The sequence below is a fragment of the Ruegeria sp. N10 genome (assembly GCF_056531545.1).
Window position 1 is genome coordinate 21682 of record NZ_JBQFLY010000020.1, and the last position, 18455, is coordinate 40136.

General features: G+C 58.8%; 21 protein-coding genes. 3 read left to right on the forward strand and 18 right to left on the reverse strand.

Going from position 1 to position 18455, the window contains the following annotated elements; translation table 11 throughout:
• Nucleotides 1-23: 23 nt before the first annotated feature.
• Genes argB through ACR0JI_RS19135 form a run of 3 tightly spaced genes read left to right on the forward strand, consistent with a single transcriptional unit; the run spans nt 24 to nt 2090 of the window.
• Nucleotides 24-887 carry an acetylglutamate kinase gene (gene argB / locus ACR0JI_RS19125; protein ID WP_480474030.1) on the forward strand — a complete coding sequence of 288 codons (864 nt, stop codon included), beginning with the start codon at nt 24-26 and terminating at the stop codon, nt 885-887.
• Between the two features lie 22 nt (nt 888-909).
• Nucleotides 910-1596, forward strand: coding sequence for a ferredoxin (locus ACR0JI_RS19130; RefSeq protein WP_480496023.1), 687 nt, complete (start codon nt 910-912; stop codon nt 1594-1596).
• Nucleotides 1593-2090, forward strand: coding sequence for a SixA phosphatase family protein (locus tag ACR0JI_RS19135; RefSeq protein WP_480474032.1), 498 nt, complete (start codon nt 1593-1595; stop codon nt 2088-2090). The genes ACR0JI_RS19130 and ACR0JI_RS19135 overlap by 4 nt, the downstream gene beginning before the upstream one ends.
• 44 nt (nt 2091-2134) lie before the next feature.
• On the opposite strand, the gene ACR0JI_RS19140 is transcribed toward ACR0JI_RS19135, so the two are convergent.
• From ACR0JI_RS19140 to rplO, 18 genes are all read right to left on the reverse strand, one after another.
• Complete coding sequence (locus tag ACR0JI_RS19140; RefSeq protein ID WP_480474033.1) at nt 2135-2926, reverse strand: amino acid ABC transporter ATP-binding protein; 792 nt, start codon at nt 2924-2926, stop codon at nt 2135-2137.
• 12 nt (nt 2927-2938) lie between these two features.
• Nucleotides 2939-4243: an amino acid ABC transporter permease gene (locus tag ACR0JI_RS19145; protein ID WP_480484763.1), complete on the reverse strand. Its 1305-nt coding sequence runs from the start codon at nt 4241-4243 to the stop codon at nt 2939-2941.
• Between the two features lies 1 nt (nt 4244).
• On the reverse strand, nt 4245-5513 hold the full coding sequence (locus tag ACR0JI_RS19150; protein WP_480474035.1) for an amino acid ABC transporter permease: 1269 nt from the start codon (nt 5511-5513) through the stop codon (nt 4245-4247).
• A gap of 128 nt (nt 5514-5641) precedes the next feature.
• Nucleotides 5642-6658, reverse strand: a complete 1017-nt coding sequence (locus ACR0JI_RS19155; RefSeq protein WP_480474036.1) for an amino acid ABC transporter substrate-binding protein — start codon at nt 6656-6658, stop codon at nt 5642-5644.
• Nucleotides 6659-6863: 205 nt separating this feature from the next.
• The gene (locus ACR0JI_RS19160; RefSeq protein ID WP_480474037.1) at nt 6864-7571 is read right to left on the reverse strand and encodes an ATP12 family chaperone protein; all 708 of its coding nucleotides are present in this window, start codon (nt 7569-7571) and stop codon (nt 6864-6866) included.
• Between the two features lie 3 nt (nt 7572-7574).
• Nucleotides 7575-8246, reverse strand: coding sequence for an HAD-IA family hydrolase (locus ACR0JI_RS19165; RefSeq protein WP_480496025.1), 672 nt, complete (start codon nt 8244-8246; stop codon nt 7575-7577).
• Nucleotides 8243-9286, reverse strand: a complete 1044-nt coding sequence (locus ACR0JI_RS19170) for an RluA family pseudouridine synthase (RefSeq protein ID WP_480474039.1) — start codon at nt 9284-9286, stop codon at nt 8243-8245. The genes ACR0JI_RS19165 and ACR0JI_RS19170 overlap by 4 nt, the downstream gene beginning before the upstream one ends.
• 186 nt (nt 9287-9472) lie before the next feature.
• Nucleotides 9473-10783, reverse strand: a complete 1311-nt coding sequence (locus tag ACR0JI_RS19175; RefSeq protein WP_480496027.1) for a replication-associated recombination protein A — start codon at nt 10781-10783, stop codon at nt 9473-9475.
• 3 nt (nt 10784-10786) lie between these two features.
• Nucleotides 10787-12172, reverse strand: coding sequence for a trypsin-like peptidase domain-containing protein (locus tag ACR0JI_RS19180; RefSeq protein WP_480496029.1), 1386 nt, complete (start codon nt 12170-12172; stop codon nt 10787-10789).
• A 65-nt stretch (nt 12173-12237) separates the two neighbouring features.
• Entirely contained in the window at nt 12238-12645 is a 408-nt protein-coding gene (locus ACR0JI_RS19185; protein WP_480496031.1) for a glycosyltransferase, read from the reverse strand.
• Nucleotides 12646-12754: 109 nt separating this feature from the next.
• A complete protein-coding gene (gene rplQ / locus ACR0JI_RS19190) occupies nt 12755-13177 on the reverse strand; it encodes a 50S ribosomal protein L17 (protein ID WP_480474043.1) in 423 nt (140 codons plus the stop codon).
• Between the two features lie 175 nt (nt 13178-13352).
• On the reverse strand, nt 13353-14369 hold the full coding sequence (locus ACR0JI_RS19195; protein WP_480474044.1) for a DNA-directed RNA polymerase subunit alpha: 1017 nt from the start codon (nt 14367-14369) through the stop codon (nt 13353-13355).
• Nucleotides 14370-14483: 114 nt separating this feature from the next.
• Nucleotides 14484-14873 carry a 30S ribosomal protein S11 gene (gene rpsK / locus ACR0JI_RS19200; RefSeq protein ID WP_170462414.1) on the reverse strand — a complete coding sequence of 130 codons (390 nt, stop codon included), beginning with the start codon at nt 14871-14873 and terminating at the stop codon, nt 14484-14486.
• Nucleotides 14874-14888: 15 nt separating this feature from the next.
• Nucleotides 14889-15257, reverse strand: coding sequence for a 30S ribosomal protein S13 (gene rpsM, locus ACR0JI_RS19205; RefSeq protein WP_209505862.1), 369 nt, complete (start codon nt 15255-15257; stop codon nt 14889-14891).
• A 192-nt stretch (nt 15258-15449) separates the two neighbouring features.
• Nucleotides 15450-15827, reverse strand: coding sequence for a hypothetical protein (locus tag ACR0JI_RS19210; protein ID WP_480496033.1), 378 nt, complete (start codon nt 15825-15827; stop codon nt 15450-15452).
• Entirely contained in the window at nt 15824-16468 is a 645-nt protein-coding gene (locus tag ACR0JI_RS19215; protein WP_267363761.1) for an adenylate kinase, read from the reverse strand. The genes ACR0JI_RS19210 and ACR0JI_RS19215 overlap by 4 nt, the downstream gene beginning before the upstream one ends.
• Nucleotides 16465-17829, reverse strand: a complete 1365-nt coding sequence (secY, locus tag ACR0JI_RS19220) for a preprotein translocase subunit SecY (RefSeq protein ID WP_480496035.1) — start codon at nt 17827-17829, stop codon at nt 16465-16467. Before secY ends, ACR0JI_RS19215 begins: the two co-directional genes overlap by 4 nt.
• Nucleotides 17830-17939: 110 nt before the next feature.
• Entirely contained in the window at nt 17940-18413 is a 474-nt protein-coding gene (gene rplO, locus ACR0JI_RS19225; protein ID WP_480496037.1) for a 50S ribosomal protein L15, read from the reverse strand.
• Between the last annotated feature and the right edge of the window lie 42 nt (nt 18414-18455).

An 18455-nucleotide genomic window follows, 5' to 3' on the forward strand; every position in this document is an offset into this window, starting at 1 on the left:
GGACGGTCAGAGGGACCTTAGCAATGAAGACACGTGACATGAACCGGGACTGGATCGCCACCGCAGCAACCCTGAACAGCGCATTGCCCTATCTGCAGCGCTATGATGGAGCCATCGTCGTCATCAAGCTGGGCGGGCACGCCATGGGCAGTGACGAGGCGATGGAGAGCTTTGCGCGCGATGTCGTCTTGATGCGTCAGGTCGGCGTGAACCCCGTCGTTGTGCATGGCGGTGGTCCGATGATCAACGCGATGCTGGACAAGCTGAATATCCAGTCCGACTTTGTGAACGGCAAGCGCGTGACCGACACGGCAACCGTCGAAGTTGTCGAGATGGTTCTGTCTGGCCTGGTGAACAAGCGCATCGTTCAGGCGATCAATGGTCAGGGCGGTTCGGCCGTGGGTTTGTCGGGCAAGGATGCAAACCTGATGATCTGCGACCAGACGGATGCGTCGCTGGGTTATGTCGGCACCCCTGCCGAGATGAACCCGAAAATCCTGCATGATCTGTTCTCACATGATGTGATCCCGGTAATCGCCCCGCTGGGTGCGGGCCGTGAGGGTGAAACGTTCAACGTGAACGGCGATACAGCAGCCGGGGCGATTGCCTCGGCATTGAAAGCTGACCGCCTTCTGCTGCTGACTGATGTCTCGGGCGTCAAGAACGCGGCTGGTGAAGTGGTGACCGAGCTGAAAGCCGGCCAGATCCGCGAGATGACCCGCGAAGGCACCATCGCAGGCGGCATGATCCCCAAGACCGAAACTGCCCTCGACGCCCTGCGCAGCGGCGTTCGGGCCGTCGTGATACTTGACGGGCGTGCGCCAAATGCGGTTCTGCTTGAACTGTTCACAGAACATGGCGCCGGGTCTCTGATACGGCCGGACTGATCACTGCAACAGCCGAGGGAAGATGACAGATTTCGCGCAACCTTCCTCTGTCCCGGATGCGGGAACTTATGGCCGCGTTGAACACGCGGCGCGTCAGGCGGGGTTGATTGTCATGGGCGCGCTGCATCCCCATCACGTGGCAGCCCGGCAACTCGACACGGGCACGCTGATCTTGTTGGGCGCGGGTTCTGATTTTTGGCCTGCTCTGAAAGCCTCGCCCGAATGGCGGGGGCCTGATCCAGTAGACCGCTGGTCAACCAGAGTCTTCGGCCAGATGGCACATGCGTTCGGTGCACAGGCCTATTTCCCCTTTGGTGGTCCGCCCTATGCGCCATTCATCGACTGGGCCCTGAAATCGGGACGCACCTTCAGCAGCCCGGTGGGGGCTTTGGTACATGACACGGTCGGTATGATGATCTCATATCGCGGCGCACTGCATTTCGCCCATGAGTTTGCCATCCCAGAGACACCCGGCGTTTCCCCCTGTGACACCTGCGCCGCCCCGTGCACGACGGCCTGCCCTGTCGGCGCGCTGAACGCGCAAAACTTCTATGACCTTGCAGCCTGCCACGACCATCTTGATACCGCTGAGGGTCAAAACTGCATGACAGGCGGCTGTCTGGCCCGTCTCGCCTGCCCGCTCAGCGTGGGCGCAGGGCGCAACCCCGAACAATCAGCCCATCATATGAAGGCTTTTCATCCGTCATGACCCGCACCCTGATCCTGACGCGACACGCAAAATCCAGCTGGGAAAACCCAGGACTTGCCGATCATGAACGCCCCCTGAACAAGCGCGGGCGCAGGTCGGCCCCGGCCATTGGTGCATGGCTGCGCGAAAACGGCTGGATGCCGGATGAAGTGCTCAGCTCGACGTCTAACCGCACCCGCGAGACATGGGATGGAATGGGGTTAAAGGCCGATAAGGTCCGCTTTCACAAAGCGCTCTACCACGCCGACGCAGAAGACATGTTGCGTGAATTGGCAGGCGCTACGGAACCCGTAATATTGATGCTGGGCCATAACCCCGGCATCGCCGAGTTCGCCAGCCAACTTGTGCGACAGTCGCCGGATCACATGCGCTTTTTAGACTATCCGACTTGTGCAACAACTGTGATGACATTTGACGCCGACAGCTGGTCGGACGTGCGCTGGCATACGGGCACTGTGCTGGGTTTCACCACCGCGCGTGAGTTGCTGGAATAGAAAAAGGCGGGACAAAACCCCGCCTTTCCACCATCTTGAAACGTTCAGTGTCCCAGAATCTGGCTGAGGAACAGTTTGGTCCGCTCACTTTGCGGGTTGTTGAAGAACTCTTCCGGTTCGTTCTGTTCCACGATCTGGCCCGCATCCATGAAGATCACGCGGTTGGCAACCTGACGGGCAAAGCCCATCTCGTGCGTCACGCACAGCATGGTCATGCCTTCCTCGGCCAGTTCGATCATGGTGTCGAGCACCTCTTTGATCATCTCGGGGTCCAACGCCGAGGTCGGTTCGTCGAACAGCATGATGCGCGGTCGCATGCACAGCGAACGCGCTATCGCCACACGCTGCTGCTGACCACCCGAAAGCTGACCCGGATACTTCAGGGCCTGTTCCGGGATCTTGACCTTCTCCAGGAAATGCATCGCCGTTTCCTCGGCCTCTTTCCGGGGCGTCTTGCGCACCCAGATCGGCGCCAGCGTGCAGTTCTCCAGAATGGTCAGGTGCGGGAACAGGTTGAAGTGCTGGAACACCATGCCAACCTCGGACCGGATCTTGTCGATGTTCTTGAGGTCATTCGACAGCTCGGTCCCATCCACGATGATCGTGCCCTGCTGGTGTTCCTCCAGCGCGTTCAGGCAGCGGATCAGGGTAGATTTCCCTGACCCGGACGGACCCGCAATAACAATCCGCTCGCCCTGATTGACGGTCAGATTGATGTCGCGCAGCACGTGAAAGGAACCGTACCACTTGTTCATGTTGGTGATTTCGATGGCGACCTCGTCGCTCACCTGCATTTTGGAACGGTCGATTTCGCGGTCAATTGCAAGTTCAGACATGTGTTGAACTCCTTAACGGTGGCCAGTCTGAAGCTTGCGCTCCAGATACATGGAATAACGGGACATAGAGAAGCAGACGATGAAGAACAGGAACGCGATGAACGCGAACAGTTCCCAATAGATGCCGTTCCAGGCTGTGTCGGCGCGGATAGCAGATGCCAATCCGATCACGTCGAACAACCCGATAATCGACACCAGCGTCGTATCCTTGAAGATCCCGATGAATGTGCTCACGATGCCCGGAATTGAGATTTTCAGGGCTTGCGGCATGATGATCAGCCTTTGCGCCTGCCAGTAGTTCAGGCCCAGACTGTCGGCGCCTTCGTACTGTCCTCGTGGCAGGGCAGCCAGACCACCCCGGATCACCTCGGCCATGTAGGCCGCCGAGAACAGGGTCATCATGATCATCACCCGCAGGATGATGTCAAAGTTGGTGCCTGGCGGCAGGAACAGGTTCAGAAGCAGCGACGCCACGAACAACAAGGTGATCAGCGGCACACCGCGAATGAACTCGATAAAGCCCACGCACAGGTATTTGACGATTAGCAGGTCCGACTGACGCCCCAGCGCCAGAACGATACCGATCGGAAGTGAGACACCAATGGCCACAACGCCCAGCAGGATCGCCAGCATGAAACCACCGAACTGACGGCTTTCAACAGCTTCGATGCCAATCGGCAGAACCGAGTCCAACGCGCCCGTGAAATAGCTGGATAGCACCAGCCACCAGATCACTGCGGCAACGACCGCACCGATCATACCCACCAGTTCACTCACCTGCTTGCTGAGGACCGAATACACGAACCAACCGACGACAAACCCAAGCGCGGCCGAGATTGGCCCCCAGATGGTTCCGCCCCACATCAGGAACGGCATCAGGAACGGGTAGATTGCCGTGAAGATCAGCATCTTGGTTGGGACGCGGTCCGAATACAGAACCGGCGCCAATGCGACCAGCAACAGAACCAGCGCTAGGATCGGTCTCCAGTACAGATGGCTTGGATAGAAGCCGAACAGCAACTGTAACCAACGGTCATTGATAACCGCCCAGCAGGCGTGCCCATGGGTCGACCCCCAGGTGGCCATCATAATCTCGCGGCACTCGTTGAGAGAGTCGGCATTCCACACGGACTGGAAAATCCATGGCAGAACACCTGACAGCACGTAGTAGATCGCATAAAGCGAAACCACCGTCAGGATCGTGTTAAACCAACTTGAGAACAGGTTGTGCTTGACCCATCCCAGCGCACCGACCTCGGAAGCAGGCGGTGCCTGCTCGGGCAGCATTTCCGTGCGGACAAATGAAACATCACTCATATTACCGCTCCACCAGTTTTACACGGTTGTTGTACCAGTTCATCACCCCTGAGATGCTCAGCGAGATGGACAGATAGACCAGCATCAACAGCAGAACACATTCCAGCTCGCGACCGGTCTGGTTCATGGTGATGCCGCCAAGGGTCCCCGTGATGTCCATATATCCGACCGCGATCGCCAGTGACGAGTTCTTGGTCAGGTTCAGGTAGTTCGAGATCATGGGCGGAATGATCACCCGCAATGCCTGCGGCAGGATCACAAGGCGCATGGTCCGGCCCGGGCGCAGACCCAGCGCCGATGCGGCTTCGGTTTGGCCTTTTGAGATGGCCAGGATACCCGCACGAACGATCTCGGCGATGAAGGCCGCCGTGTAAAGCGACAAGGCCAGCCACAGCGCGATCAACGAGTTACGCAAATGTGTGCCGCCGGTAAAGTTGAAGCCTTTCAGCTCAGGGAAACCAAGGTGAAACCCCAGGATGGTGAGAAGGACAATCATCGGCACAAACAGAATACCCAGCTGGATGTGCCAGATCGTCGGACGATCACCGGATGCCTCTTGCTTGGCTTGTGCCCAGGCGGACACCTTGCGCATCGCAAAGATGCTGCCACCAAGCACGATCAGAATGGCGATCAGGTCCAGCGAGATATCGAACCGCAGGCTCGACGCACCGAAGATGTGTATATCACCCAGGCTGCGCGAGAACAGGAACTCCGGGATATAGACCCCGCGATTGGTCACCGCGACAGAATCGAACAGATTCATCGTGGCTTCTGGGTTTTCTCCGCGGAACGCCCTTGGTGCTGGCAGGCTTTCGATCAGAATGGCCATGGCCAGAACGATCCACAGCAGCACAGGTACGTTGCGGAACATCTCGACATAGACGGTCATGATCCGCGCAACCAGCCAGTTGTTGGACAGGCGCAGAACACCAACCAAAACACCGACTATCGTTGCTGTGATACAACCAAGAACCGCCACAACCAGCGTGTTCAGCAAGCCGATAAAGGCCGCGCGCAAGTGACTGTCGCGCGAATCGTATTCAAGCAAGCGCTGGTTGATATCGTAACTGGCCGGTTCTGCGAAAAAGCCGAACTCAACCGGTTTTCCAAGCGCTTCGAGGTTTTGGATGGTATTGGAAATGATCCAGGCTGCCAGAAGCATAAAACCAATCATTGCAATGACCTGGATGGTCGCAGATCGGTACCGCGTATCATAAAGGAGCATGGACAGCCGGAACTGCTCCTTCGGCGGGTCAGTGAGAGTCGTCATGACCTATGTATATCCCCGTGCATCCCGTAAATATGTCGGCAGAGTTGATCCCTGCTCAAAACCGTACGGGCGTGATTCTTATGGATGGAAAAAGGGCGCAGGTTGCCCTGCGCCCTTCTCCGTCGATATTAGCGGAACGGCGGCGAGTACAGCAGGCCACCTTCGGTCCACTGTGCGTTCAGGCCACGTGCCAGACCGATCGGAGTTTCTTCACCGATGTTCTTGGCAAACACTTCGCCATAGTTGCCGCCGGCTTTGATCGCCTTGGCTGCCCAGTCAGCGTTCAGACCCAGCATCTCGCCCAGGGTGCCTTCGGTACCCAGCAGGCGGTTGATTTCAGGGTTTTCGGTGCCAGCGGCCAGTTCATCGATATTGGCCGAGGTTACGCCCAGCTCTTCAGCCGAGATCAGCGCGTTCAGAGTCCAGCGCACAACGTCGCCCCACTCGTGGTCGCCGTGACGGACCAGCGGGCCCAGCGGCTCTTTCGAGATGATTTCGGGCAGCAGGATGTGATCACCGGGGTTTTCGAATGTGGCGCGAGTTGCCGCCAGACCCGAAGCGTCGGTGGTGTAAACGTCACATGCGCCAGCCAGATACTGCTGCTGTGCTTCGGCGTTGGTTTCGATCGGAACCGGTTCGTAGCTGATGTTGTTCGAACGGAAGAAATCCGCCAGGTTCAGCTCGGTTGTGGTGCCGGTCTGGATACAAACGGTTGCGCCGTCCAGTTCCTTGGCCGAGCTTACGCCCAGCGCCTTGGGAACCATAAAGCCCTGACCGTCATAATAGTTCACGCCGGTGAATTCGAACTTCAGGTCGACGTCGCGGCTGAAGGTCCAGGTGGTGTTACGCGCCAGCATGTCGATCTCGCCCGAAGCCAGAGCGGTAAAACGTGTCTTACCGGTGGTCGGAACGAATTCTACCGCGCTTGCGTCGCCCAGAACAGCAGCAGCAACGGCGCGGCACAGCGATACGTCAAAGCCCTGCCATTCGCCATTGGCATCGGGAGCAGCAAAGCCAACCAGACCGGTGGTCACGCCACAGTTCAGCTTGCCGCGCGCTTTAACGTCGTCAACGGTCCCTGCCACGGCTGCGCCAGCAGCAAGACCGGCAATCGTTGCCGCGCCCAAGATTACGGATTTTTTCATTTTTACCTCTTCCTGATTTCCCGCCCCATCAGAGGCGGCTCTGCCCGGCAAGTGGATGCCGGATAGGTTACTCCAAAGGTGTCTCCCCTTTAGTGGCACTGAGTTTGGGCGTATTCATAAACAAACGTCAAGGGTCGGATCATCGAAAACGATGGATCAGACCCCAACCAATTTGAACATTTGGCCAAAAATCGGAAAATAAGGATCAAACCGACATATCAAAGAAGCGTTTAGCATGCAGAAACGCGGCTTTCTTCGTTTCGGCGACCACATGGGCCTCGTCATCGTGACCCCATTGTTCGACCTGCCAGGTTTCGTCCAGCCGCGAAATGCGCCAAATTTCGGCTGGTTCGCGCCAATCCATGGCCGCCGCAAACCCGAGAATCAATGACCCCGACAAGCTGACCAGATCGTGGAACGCCGCCAGTTGAAACGCATCCAGCGCGTGGACGCGAGCACGCAGCGCCGACAGGGCAGCGGCAGATTGCGGCTTGTGCAGCACACCGATAACCGGCTGCAAGCGAGCAGACAGCGCAGCCTCGGCCCAGTCGAGTGCCGGGTCCCATTCGGCGCTTTGACGTTCCTGCAACTCTGTTGGATGTGTCGCCCGATAGCACAGCAGATCAGAATCGCCGTAATCCGCAAGCATATCGGCAACTTCCCCGTACTGGAACCGAACCTTGTCGATTGCCGCATTCGCCGAACGGGTGCATGGCATTGTCGACGGATCTACCTCTTTCTGCTGGGCATCCCATTCTGCCGCAACCGCTTCGGCCATGGCGCGGGTCGGCAGGATCAACGCCGCTTTGGCAGGGGTCTTGACGCGGCGGCCATCCAGTTCAACCGTAAACCCGCCGTCGACTTCGGTGATCCGGCTTTCCTTCCAGAAGCGTTTCGGTTTCCAGTCGCTCATGTTTCAGTTCCATATCCCGGCCAGCGCATTGGGCAACTGGTCAAAGGTCTCAATCACGCAGGTGGCCGAGGTCAAAGCAGACCGATCATGGTACCCCCATGCCACGCCGATGCCGCGCACCCCTGCGACTGCGGCCATGTCCATGTCATAGCTTGTATCGCCGACCATCACCGCGCAGTCGGGTTCGACACCGGTCTCGGCCAACGCGGTCTGCACCATGGATGGATGCGGTTTCGACGGATGGTGGTCGGCAACCTGCCGGGTGACGAAGTAGGGCTCAAGCCCATGCACTTCGATCAACGCATCAAGCCCGCGCTGGGATTTGCCGGTTGCCACCCCAAGAAGCACTTCGGGCACGGCGTGCAAGGCTTCAATCGCCTCTCTCGCACCGGGATAGAGCGGAGAGCTGGCCGCGCCCAAATCCAAGCGATGCGCGTGATAGGCTTCCTTATACCCTTCAACGAGATCGTTCTGGACCGAGGAAGGTTGGTCCGGCACCAACCGTGCGATAGCATGCGGCAGGGACAGCCCGACGATGGACAGGATCACCTCTCGCGTCGGTACAGGGACCGAAGCGGCCTGAAAGCTGGTGGTCATGGCGTGAACGATACTGCCCTGACTGTCGACCAGAGTGCCATCTACATCAAACAGAACCAGCCGCAGGGGTGCGCTCATTGCAGCGCCTCAAACGGGTCGTCGGCGGCCAGATCCTCGGTCCAGCCGAAGGTGTCCCAGCTGTGTTTCATATGTTCCGGCAAGGGCGCTGTCACGATCACAGGTTTGCGCGTTATCGGATGCAGGAATGACAGTCGCCGCGCGTGCAGATGCAGCTTTTTGCTGATGATCCCACCCAGTTGCGCGCCCCAGCCATCACCCAGGTTTTCCTGCCCCGAGCCACCGTATTTGCCGTCGCCGATGATCGGATGCCCGATCGCTGCCATATGCGCGCGCAGTTGGTGGGTGCGGCCCGTGATTGGCTCCATCGCGACCCAAGCGGCGCGCCCGGCCACACGGTAGAGGGTCGCATAATGTGTATGTGCCCGTTTCGCACCGGGGGTGCTGTCGATCTCGTTCATATGGACGGGGATCATCTTTTCACCCTCGCCGTGCGCGCCATGACCAGCTGCTTTCACAAGACCCGTCTTGATTTCACCCAGATATGGCGTGGGAACACCTGCAACCAGCGCCCAGTAAATCTTGCGCGTGTCGCGGTGACGGAAAGCGGCTGTCAGCCCCTTTGCGGCTTCGCGCGTGCGGGCCAGCAGCAGAACACCTGACGTGTCCTTGTCCAGGCGGTGAACCAGACGCGGGTTTTCGTCATACCCAAACCGCAACGCCTCGGACAGGCTGTCGACATGCCGGGTCTGCCCGCTGCCGCCCTGAACCGGCAGGCCCTGCGGCTTGTTCAGGGCCAGAATGTGATCATCACGGTAGATCACGCAGGACTGGATCATCTTGGCATCCGCATCCGAGATACGATGCCTGACCTCAACCGGTTTGTGATCAGGCCCCGGCAACGGCGGCACACGAACCACCTGCCCGACCTCCAATCGGGTCGAGGCCTTGGCCCGGCTGCCATCCACGCGCAGTTCTCCCTTGCGGCACATCTTTTCGATGCGGCCCTGGCTGACATGCGGGAACAGGCGGCGCAACCAGCGGTCCACACGCTGATCGCCGTCCCCTTCAGCGACTGTAATCATCTGTACGCCACTCATGCCATTGCCCCTTGCGCCGCGCGGGTGATCCGCCCGGATTGTGTCTTTGTCCGTGTCCCAGAAATCATGGGGGTCTCTCGCGCGCAACGCGGCAAGAGTCAAGGTATCAGACAGGAACCTTTAGTGTTCGAGGGGGCTCAGCGCCGACCGCCACTCCTCGGCGCAGTCAATACATTCCCAGCCAGCCTAGCTGTTGCGCTGGGTCCGAAGCTTGGCGAAGTAATCGAGGCGCTTTTTCAGCTCACGCTCGAACCCACGCTCGACCGGTTGATATAGAACCGGGCGTTTCATCGTTTCGGGGAAATAGTTCTGACCGGAAAACCCGTCTTCGGCGTCATGGTCATACGCGTAGCCGGCACCATATCCCTGATCCTTCATCATTGATGTAGGGGCATTCAGGATATGTTTGGGCGGTGGCTCGCTGCCCGATTGCTTGGCCAGCCGCATCGCTGCCTTATAGCCGACATAAGCACCGTTGGATTTCGGGGCCAGGGCCAGATAGACCAGCGCCTGCGCCAGCGCCAGTTCACCTTCGGGGGAGCCGAGCCGCTCATACGTTTCCCAGGATTGCAGGCAAATGGCCTGTGCCTGCGGATCGGCCAGGCCGATATCCTCGACCGCCATCCGTGTGATCCGACGCGCCAGATAGCGCGGGTCTTCGCCCCCTGTCAGCATTCGCGCGAACCAGTACAGCGCCGCGTCCGGGTCGGACCCGCGTACCGATTTGTGCAGGGCTGAAATCAGGTTGTAATGTTCATCGCCCGACTTGTCATATTTCGCCGCCCGCCGCATCAGACGCGTCGACAGCGCGTCCGTGTCCAACGGCGCATCAACCTTCCAAGCCGAAACCTGTTCGATCAGGTTCAACAACGCCCGTCCGTCCCCATCGGCCATTTCCTGCAACGCATCGCGGGCTGCGGGTGTCAACGGCAACGCGCGGCCCAGCTCTTTTTCGGCACGCTGGGTCAGGCGTTCAAGATCGGAAAGGCCAAGCCGTTCCAGCACCAGAACCTGCGACCGGCTGAGGACGGCGGCGTTCAGCTCAAAGGACGGGTTCTCGGTCGTTGCCCCGACCAGAAGGATCGTGCCGTCCTCCATATGCGGCAGAAACCCGTCCTGCTGCGCCTTGTTGAAGCGGTGGATCTCGTCCACGAACAGCAAGGTCCCCTGCCCGTTCTGGCGCCTGATCTTGGCCGCTTCGAAAACCTTCTTCAAATCCGGCACACCGGTGAAAATCGCACTGATCTGAACGAAATGCAGATCGGTTTCCTGCGCCAGCAACCGTGCGATCGTCGTCTTTCCGACACCGGGCGGCCCCCAGAAGATCAGGCTGGACAGACTGCCCGACGCCAGCATGACCCCCAGCGGCGCATCCGGGCCAAGAACCTGTTCCTGACCGATGACCTCGGCAAGAGTCTGCGGGCGCAACCGGTCCGCCAGGGGACGGTGTGGCGCAGCGGTGGGTTCCGTTGGCCCGGTATCGAACAGATCGCTCACGGGTTACAGCCGGAACCGCAATGAGACTGACCGGCCACCGCGCAGAAGACCCATCTGCACACGACGCCCCGGATCTGTCAGCGCATTCTCTACATCCCCAGGACGTTCGATGTCATTGGAATTGATGCTTTCAAGAATATCCCCCGATCGCAAACCCGCGCGTCCACCATAGGGACCGGGATCAACAACAACGACACCTGTCTGGGACAGTGGCAAGCCCATATCAGAGATCACCGCAGGGTTGACGCGGGACACCACCAGCCCCGGCAGGACAGTGTCTTCATCCAATGTCGTCTCTTCAGCCGCCGGGACTTCGGGCGCTTTGATCAGTGCCACCTCAACCTCTTCGCTCTGGGTGCCACGCAGCCGTGTCAGAACCGATGTTCCCCCAACCCCTGCGACAGACATGCGAAACTTCATCTCGGCAGGTGAGTTCACTTCGTCCCCGTCCACATGGGTCACGACATCCCCCACCTTAAGCCCCGCCTCGCGCAGCGGGCTAAGGTCATGCAGGTCCGAGATGACAACACCCAGTGGGATGGCAAGACCAAGGGATTCAGCAATATCCGCGCTCATATGCTGACCGGTCATGCCTGCCCAAGGGCTGACAAAACTGTCATTGCCCTGCTGTGCCTGTTTCAGAAACTCGGCCACAAGATTTGCGGGGATGGCAAAACCGATGCCATTCGACCCGCCCGAGCGTGTCAGAATAGAGGTGTTGATCCCGATCAGGTCCCCGTTCATATCAATCAGCGCACCGCCGGAATTCCCCGGATTGATCGCTGCATCTGTCTGAATGAAATACCCGCGTGCATTGCCTGTCGCCGTACCTGTGCGCGCCAAGCCCGAGATGATACCAGAGGACACCGTTTGCCCCACCCCGAACGGGTTGCCGATGGCAAGGGCCAGTTCGCCAACCTCGACCTGATCGGAATCGCGCAGGGTCAGGTAGGGCAGATCTTGCGCCTCTTCCAGACGCAGGATCGCAATGTCGCTTTCTTCATGCCCCAGTACGACCGTGGCAGAAAACTCGCGCCGGTCGGTTGTCACGACCCTGATCTCGGTCGCCGAGCCTACAACATGGTAGTTGGAAACAACGTAGCCATCTTCAGACAGGATGACCCCGGAGCCCAGCGAGTTCTGAACCCGCGGCTGCGGCGTTCCCAGGCTGCCGCCGAAGAAATCCCGAAAGAACGGGTCCGAATAAAATGGGCTGGCCCGCCCCTGCCGCACGATCTTGGCGTAGATATTCACCACCGCAGGCGAGGCCTTTTTGACCACCGGAGCAAAGCCCAGAGAGATTTCGGACTGTGATTGCGGGACGCGGGTTTCGGCAAATGCTGGCAGGGCCATGACAAGCATAAGAGAAATAATGGATGCGCGGATCATGGGGGCTCCGGATTAGATCATCCTTGGGATATGCGGGGCAAAGGCGATAAATGCAAGCCGCGCGCTCAGCTTCGGCGGCGCAGGAACTTGAGCCCGGACCAATCGGCGTCAACCGCGCAAACCTGCACGTCGACCCAGCCCAGCGGCAGGATTTCACTGCGCAGCATATCCTCGGTCACACCTGCGTGCAGTGGCGAAGATTTCTTGGCCCAGGACACCCACAGCATTCCTCCGGGCCGTATGTGGGCGATTTGCTCAGCGGCCATTTCGGCGATCTGGTCCGGGTGGTTCAGGAACATGTGAACCGCATCCGCGAGATCGGCTACGGGGTCGAACAGAACACCGTCGGCACCCGCTGTCAGGTTTGCATAATGGGCAGGGGCGTTGAGCGTACGGACCATGTATCCGGGCTTGAATCCCAGTTTCGCCCAGAGCGGTTTGCCCGAGTATCCTGCTGTGGATTCACTTGCCATAACAGCCTGAACTTATGGCGCAAATCGAATGAAGGCAATTGGTTGGCTGAGGCACAAAAAAGCCCGCCCGATTGCTCGGGCAGGCGCATCAGGTCGATGACCGTCGTGCTTATTCTTCGGCTGCGGCCTCTTCGGCGGCAGCGCGGGCTTTGTCCGCGGCGCCTTTGGCATCGATGTCGCGATCGACGAATTCGATGATCGCCATCGGAGCCATGTCACCATAGCGGAATCCGGCTTTCAGGATGCGGACATAACCGCCCTGACGCTCAGCATAGCGGGGGCCCAGAACTTCGAACAGCTTGGCGACGTCTTTGTCTTCTTTCAGCTGAGCTGCGGCCTGACGGCGGGCGTGCAGGTCGCCGCGCTTGCCCAGGGTGATCAGCTTTTCGATGATCGGGCGCAGTTCTTTTGCCTTGGGCAGAGTTGTCTTGATCTGCTCATGTTCGATGAGCGAGCCAGCCATGTTTGCAAACAGAGCCTTGCGGTGCTCATGAGTACGGTTCAGGCGGCGGTAACCACGTGCGTGACGCATTTTTCAATTCCTTCTTTCGCGTTTTGCTTTGTCCGGCCTCCGATGCGTGTCAGAGGCTCACCTTGGGGCGGGATTGCCCGGATTGTACGTTTTGTACCGGCTTTCAGACCCCATAGGCCCGAAATGTACAAAACCTGCGACGGCAGGTGGACCCCGCCGCCGCAGCCGAAGATGCTTAGAATGCGTCTTCGAATTTCTTTGCCAGATCTTCGATGTTGTCGGGCGGCCAATCCTCGACATCCATGCCGAGGTGCAGACCCATGCCGGACAGCACTTCCTTGATCTCGTTCAGCGACTTGCGGCCGAAGTTCGGGGTGCGCAGCATCTCGGCTTCGGTCTTCTGGATCAGGTCGCCGATATAGACGATGTTGTCGTTCTTCAGGCAGTTTGCCGAACGGACCGACAGTTCAAGCTCGTCCACTTTCTTGAGCAGCAGCGGGTTGAACTCCAGACCATCGTCTTCGTCCTGACGGTTTGCCGATTCCGGCTCGTCGAAGTTGACGAAGATCGACAACTGATCCTGCAGGATGCGCGCGGCGTAGGCCAGTGCGTCATCGGGAGTGATCGAACCGTCGGTATCGATCTTCAGGGTCAGCTTGTCATAGTCCAGAACCTGACCTTCGCGGGTCGGCTGCACGTCATAGGCGACTTTCTTGACCGGCGAATAGATCGCGTCGATCGGGATCAGGCCGATGGGCGCATCTTCCGGCTTGTTCTTTTCAGCCGAAACGTAACCCTTACCGGTGTTGACGGTCAGCTCCATGAACAGGTCGGCGCCGTCGTCCAGGTGACAGATGACGTGATCGCGGTTCAGAACCTCGATACCTGCGCTTTCGCTGATGTCACCTGCGGTAACGATTGCCGGACCTTTGGCATTGATCGACAGGCGCTTGGGGCCTTCGACTTCCATGCGCAGGGCAACCTGCTTGAGGTTCAGGATGATGTCGGTGACGTCTTCACGCACGCCCGCAACCGAGGAGAACTCGTGCAGGACGTTGTCGATCTGGACGCTGGTGATGGCCGCGCCTTGCAGCGAGCTCATCAGGACGCGACGCAGGGCGTTGCCCAGAGTCAGACCAAAACCACGCTCCAGCGGTTCGGCAACCAGAGTCGCCTGACGCGCAGGGTCGTTGCCCGGCTTGGCTTCCAGCTGGGTCGGCTTGATCAATTCTGCCCAATTCTTGTGGATCATGTAATCCCTCCATTCCTGCCCGCGCCCCATGACCAACAAGGTGCAGACGCCCGAGGTTCAAAATGACGTGCTGGGGCCGTGTAAAAACACAGCCCCAGCTTAATTTCAGATCGCTTAGACGCGACGACGCTTCGGCGGACGGCAGCCGTTGTGAGCAATCGGGGTCACGTCACGGATCGACGTGATGTTGAAGCCCACGGCAGCCAGTGCGCGCAGAGCCGATTCACGACCCGAACCGGGGCCCTGAACTTCGACTTCCAGCGTCTTGACGCCATGTTCCTGCGCTTTCTTGCCTGCGTCTTCCGCAGCCATCTGCGCGGCATACGGGGTAGATTTCCGCGATCCCTTGAAGCCCATGGTACCGGCAGACGACCACGAGATGGCGTTGCCCTGTACGTCCGAGATCAGGATCTTGGTGTTGTTGAAGGTCGAGTTCACATGGGCAACGCCCGATGCGATGTTCTTGCGCTCTTTGCGCTTGATGCGAGTCTTATCGCGTGCCATCGGTCAGACCCTCCCTTATTTCTTCTTACCGGCAATGGCCTTTGCGGGGCCTTTGCGGGTACGAGCGTTGGTGTGGGTACGCTGACCGCGAACCGGCAGGTTGCGGCGGTGACGCAGACCGCGATAGCAGCCCAGGTCCATCAGACGCTTGACGTTCATCTGAACTTCGCGACGCAGGTCACCTTCGACGGTGTAGTTGGCGTCGATATGTTCGCGGATGGCCAGAACTTCGGCATCCGACAGTTCATTGACGCGGCGGTGCGCTTCAATGCCCACGGCTTCGCAGATCGCGTTGGCCGAGGTGTTGCCGATACCGGTGATATATGTGAGGGCGATTGGAACCCGCTTTGCAGTCGGGATGTTTACGCCGGCAATACGTGCCACGTGTCACTTTCCTTTTTGTTGCGGTTCCGTAACTCCGGAACCTTTTTTCACAACACTTTACCGTGGCAGTGACGCCAGAGGGTCCAGTATTATTCGAGGTGGTCGGGGCATTTGGGACGAATCCCGCATGCGGTCTTGATTCCCTTTAGGGATGGGGGTGCGTAGAGAGTTTTTCAAAGGTCGTCAAGGCAATTAGATGATCTGACCGGGAACGATTTTCAATACATCAACTCGAAGCCCCGGATCATGGCAGATGTGCAGGCCACGGCGTCGAAACAGGTTAGAAATTTCGAAACGCTCCCGTTCGAGTTTTCTCCTCTTTAGATCAAGCGGAACCGCAAACAAAAAAGGAGCCCCAAACTGAAAAAAATAGAAGAGTGAATTAGCCGCATTTGGCCATATCGCAGGCAACACCCAAAGCGAAACGACTAATGATACAGGAGCCCCAACCAAGAGCACTAACAACATGCACCTGTAAAACAGCGGGCTCTCAGCGCGAATTACTTCGCCGTAACGCTCAAACGCACCGACCAATTCCTCTGGAACCACAACTGTGGTGCCTTGGCTCAACCCAGTATCGCCTCGATCGAGGCCGTCACTTCCTTGATATCCGCCAGCCCGTTGACGGGGCGCAGATCGCCCTTGGCGTAGTAATAGCCAATCAACGGCGACGTCTTCTTGTAGTATTCCATCAGGCGCGTGCGCAGGCTGTCTTCGTTGTCATCGGCGCGGCGCTGGAAGTCATTTTCCTTGCCGCAATTGGTGCATTTGCCATCCGCCGGAATTGGCTTGGTGTTGTCGTTATAGACTTCACCACATCCGCCACAGGTTGAGCGTGCGGTGATCCGGCCCACCAGCGCGTCGTCATCAACGCGCATCTCGATCACGGTGTGCAGCGACTGGCCCAGCTTGGCCAGCAAAGCGGCCAGAGCATCGGCCTGCGCCAGCGTGCGGGGAAAGCCGTCAAAGATGAAACCGGCCCCTGTTTCGGTGGTCAGTTTCTCTTCGATCAGGCCGATCACGATTTCATCAGTGACCAGCTTGCCCGCGTCCATGATCGCCGCAACCTTCCGGCCCATCTCGGTGCCCGAGGTCTTGGCTTCGCGCAGCATGTCGCCCGTGCTGAGCTGCACCATGCCGCGTGTTTCCACCAGGTGACGGGCCTGCGTTCCTTTCCCAGCCCCCGGGGGGCCCAACAGAATGATATTCATCGACGAGAGGGTCCCTTCCTGCCGCGTTTCTTGCTTTTGCCGCGCAGTTGAGACTTTTCGATAAGCCCTTCGTATTGATGCGCCAGAAGATGGCTCTGAACCTGCTGGATCGTATCCATGGTCACGGAGACGATAATCAGAACCGAGGTGCCGCCGAAATAGAACGGGATGGCAAACTGGTTGCGCAGAATCTCGGGCAGCAGGCAGACCAGTGCCAGATAGGCCGACCCCAGAACCAGCACGCGGTTGACCACGTATTCCAGATACTCGGCGGTTTTCTTACCCGGGCGGATACCGGGCACGAACCCGTTCTGCTTTTTCAGGTTGTCCGCCACATCATCCGGTTTGAACGACACGTTGAACGTGTAGAAATATGCAAAGAACACGATCATCGACGCGAAGAACAGCAGATACAGCGGCTGTCCGGGGCCGAAATTGGCCAGCAGCCACGACATGATCGGCCCATTTGCCGCGCCCGACGAGAAGGTCGAGATCGTCACCGGCAGCAGCAGCAGCGAGCTGGCAAAGATCGCCGGGATCACGCCCGCGGGGTTGACCTTGACCGGCAGGTGGCTGGAGCCGCCTTCGTAGATTTTCATCCCGGCCTGACGGCGCGGGTACTGAATATGGATCTTTCGCAGCGCCCGTTCCATGAAGACCACGAACATGATGACGGCAATCACCATCACGATCACGCCAACAATCACGGCGGGGCTGATTGCGCCCGAACGGCCCGACGCGAAGAACTGCGCCAGGGCGGCGGGGACCTCGGCGATGATGCCGACGAAAATGATCAGAGAGATACCGTTGCCGATGCCGCGTGCGGTGATCTGCTCACCCAGCCACATCAGGAACATGGTACCGCCAACCAGTGTGATCATGGTCGACATGCGGAAATACAGCCCCGGATCGGTCGCCAGATCGCCAGATTCCAGCGAAACGGCCAGACCATAGGCCTGGACGGTGGCCAGCGCCACGGTGCCGAAACGGGTGTATTGGTTGATCTTCTTGCGGCCCTGCTCGCCCTCTTTCTTGAGCTGTTCGAGCGCGGGAACCATCGATGTCAGCAGCTGCACGATGATCGAGGCCGAGATATAGGGCATGATGCCAAGGGCAAAGATGCCCATTCGGCCAAGCGCCCCGCCTGTAAACATCGAAACCATGCCGCCGATGCCCTGCCCCGCCTGTTCCATGAACTCGCGCAATGCTGCTCCGTCGATCCCCGGCACCGGAATGAAGGTGCCCAGACGATAGACGATCAGCAAACCCAGTGTGAACAGGATGCGGTTGCGCAGATCGGTGGCCTTGCCAAGGGCAGCCCAGCTTGTGTTGGCTGCCATTTGTTCTGCTGCTGATACCATAAAGTCGGTCTCTCTTATGCAAACGCCGCCCGGAACCGTTTTCCGGCTCGGACGGCGTCTTGGAAAACTCTGAAGTCTATGTAAGCGGGTCTTTGCCCGCTCACAAGCGCTTACTCTGCCGCAGCGGCTTTTGTGACTTTCAGTGAACCGCCCGCTTTTTCAACTGCCTCGACAGCAGCTTTCGACGCACCGGTCACTTCCAGATCAACCTTGGCGCTGATCTCGCCTTTGGCCAGAACGCGGATACCGTCCAGCTTGCGGCGGACCAGACCGGACGCAACCAGAGCGTCTTCGGTGATCGCAGCCTTGGCGTCCAGCTTGCCGGCTTCGACGAATTTCTGGATCAGGCCCAGATTGATGACGGCGAATTCCTTGCGGTTGGGCTTGTTGAAGCCACGCTTGGGCAGACGCTGGTACAAGGGCATCTGACCGCCTTCATAGCCGTTAATGGCCACACCCGAGCGGGATTTCTGGCCTTTGATACCACGGCCACCCATTTTACCTTTGCCGGAACCCGGACCACGGCCAACGCGGGTGCGTTTTGGGGCGGCGCCAGGATTGTCGCGCAATTCGTTCAGTTTCATTTCGCTTCTCCTAAGCCGGATATGACCCCCGAAGCGTGATGG

Excerpts from the sequence above, each read along its gene's own strand:
- argB (WP_480474030.1), top strand. The coding sequence starts at position 24 with ATGAAGACACGTGACATGAACCGGGACTGGATCGCCACCGCAGCAACC.
- ACR0JI_RS19130 (WP_480496023.1), top strand. The coding sequence starts at position 910 with ATGACAGATTTCGCGCAACCTTCCTCTGTCCCGGATGCGGGAACTTAT.
- ACR0JI_RS19135 (WP_480474032.1), top strand. The coding sequence starts at position 1,593 with ATGACCCGCACCCTGATCCTGACGCGACACGCAAAATCCAGCTGGGAA.
- ACR0JI_RS19140 (WP_480474033.1), bottom strand. The coding sequence starts at position 2,926 with ATGTCTGAACTTGCAATTGACCGCGAAATCGACCGTTCCAAAATGCAG.
- ACR0JI_RS19145 (WP_480484763.1), bottom strand. The coding sequence starts at position 4,243 with ATGAGTGATGTTTCATTTGTCCGCACGGAAATGCTGCCCGAGCAGGCA.
- ACR0JI_RS19150 (WP_480474035.1), bottom strand. The coding sequence starts at position 5,513 with ATGACGACTCTCACTGACCCGCCGAAGGAGCAGTTCCGGCTGTCCATG.
- ACR0JI_RS19155 (WP_480474036.1), bottom strand. The coding sequence starts at position 6,658 with ATGAAAAAATCCGTAATCTTGGGCGCGGCAACGATTGCCGGTCTTGCT.
- ACR0JI_RS19160 (WP_480474037.1), bottom strand. The coding sequence starts at position 7,571 with ATGAGCGACTGGAAACCGAAACGCTTCTGGAAGGAAAGCCGGATCACC.
- ACR0JI_RS19165 (WP_480496025.1), bottom strand. The coding sequence starts at position 8,246 with ATGAGCGCACCCCTGCGGCTGGTTCTGTTTGATGTAGATGGCACTCTG.
- ACR0JI_RS19170 (WP_480474039.1), bottom strand. The coding sequence starts at position 9,286 with ATGAGTGGCGTACAGATGATTACAGTCGCTGAAGGGGACGGCGATCAG.
- ACR0JI_RS19180 (WP_480496029.1), bottom strand. The coding sequence starts at position 12,172 with ATGATCCGCGCATCCATTATTTCTCTTATGCTTGTCATGGCCCTGCCA.
- ACR0JI_RS19185 (WP_480496031.1), bottom strand. The coding sequence starts at position 12,645 with ATGGCAAGTGAATCCACAGCAGGATACTCGGGCAAACCGCTCTGGGCG.
- rplQ (WP_480474043.1), bottom strand. The coding sequence starts at position 13,177 with ATGCGTCACGCACGTGGTTACCGCCGCCTGAACCGTACTCATGAGCAC.
- ACR0JI_RS19195 (WP_480474044.1), bottom strand. The coding sequence starts at position 14,369 with ATGATCCACAAGAATTGGGCAGAATTGATCAAGCCGACCCAGCTGGAA.
- rpsK (WP_170462414.1), bottom strand. The coding sequence starts at position 14,873 with ATGGCACGCGATAAGACTCGCATCAAGCGCAAAGAGCGCAAGAACATC.
- ACR0JI_RS19215 (WP_267363761.1), bottom strand. The coding sequence starts at position 16,468 with ATGAATATCATTCTGTTGGGCCCCCCGGGGGCTGGGAAAGGAACGCAG.
- secY (WP_480496035.1), bottom strand. The coding sequence starts at position 17,829 with ATGGTATCAGCAGCAGAACAAATGGCAGCCAACACAAGCTGGGCTGCC.
- rplO (WP_480496037.1), bottom strand. The coding sequence starts at position 18,413 with ATGAAACTGAACGAATTGCGCGACAATCCTGGCGCCGCCCCAAAACGC.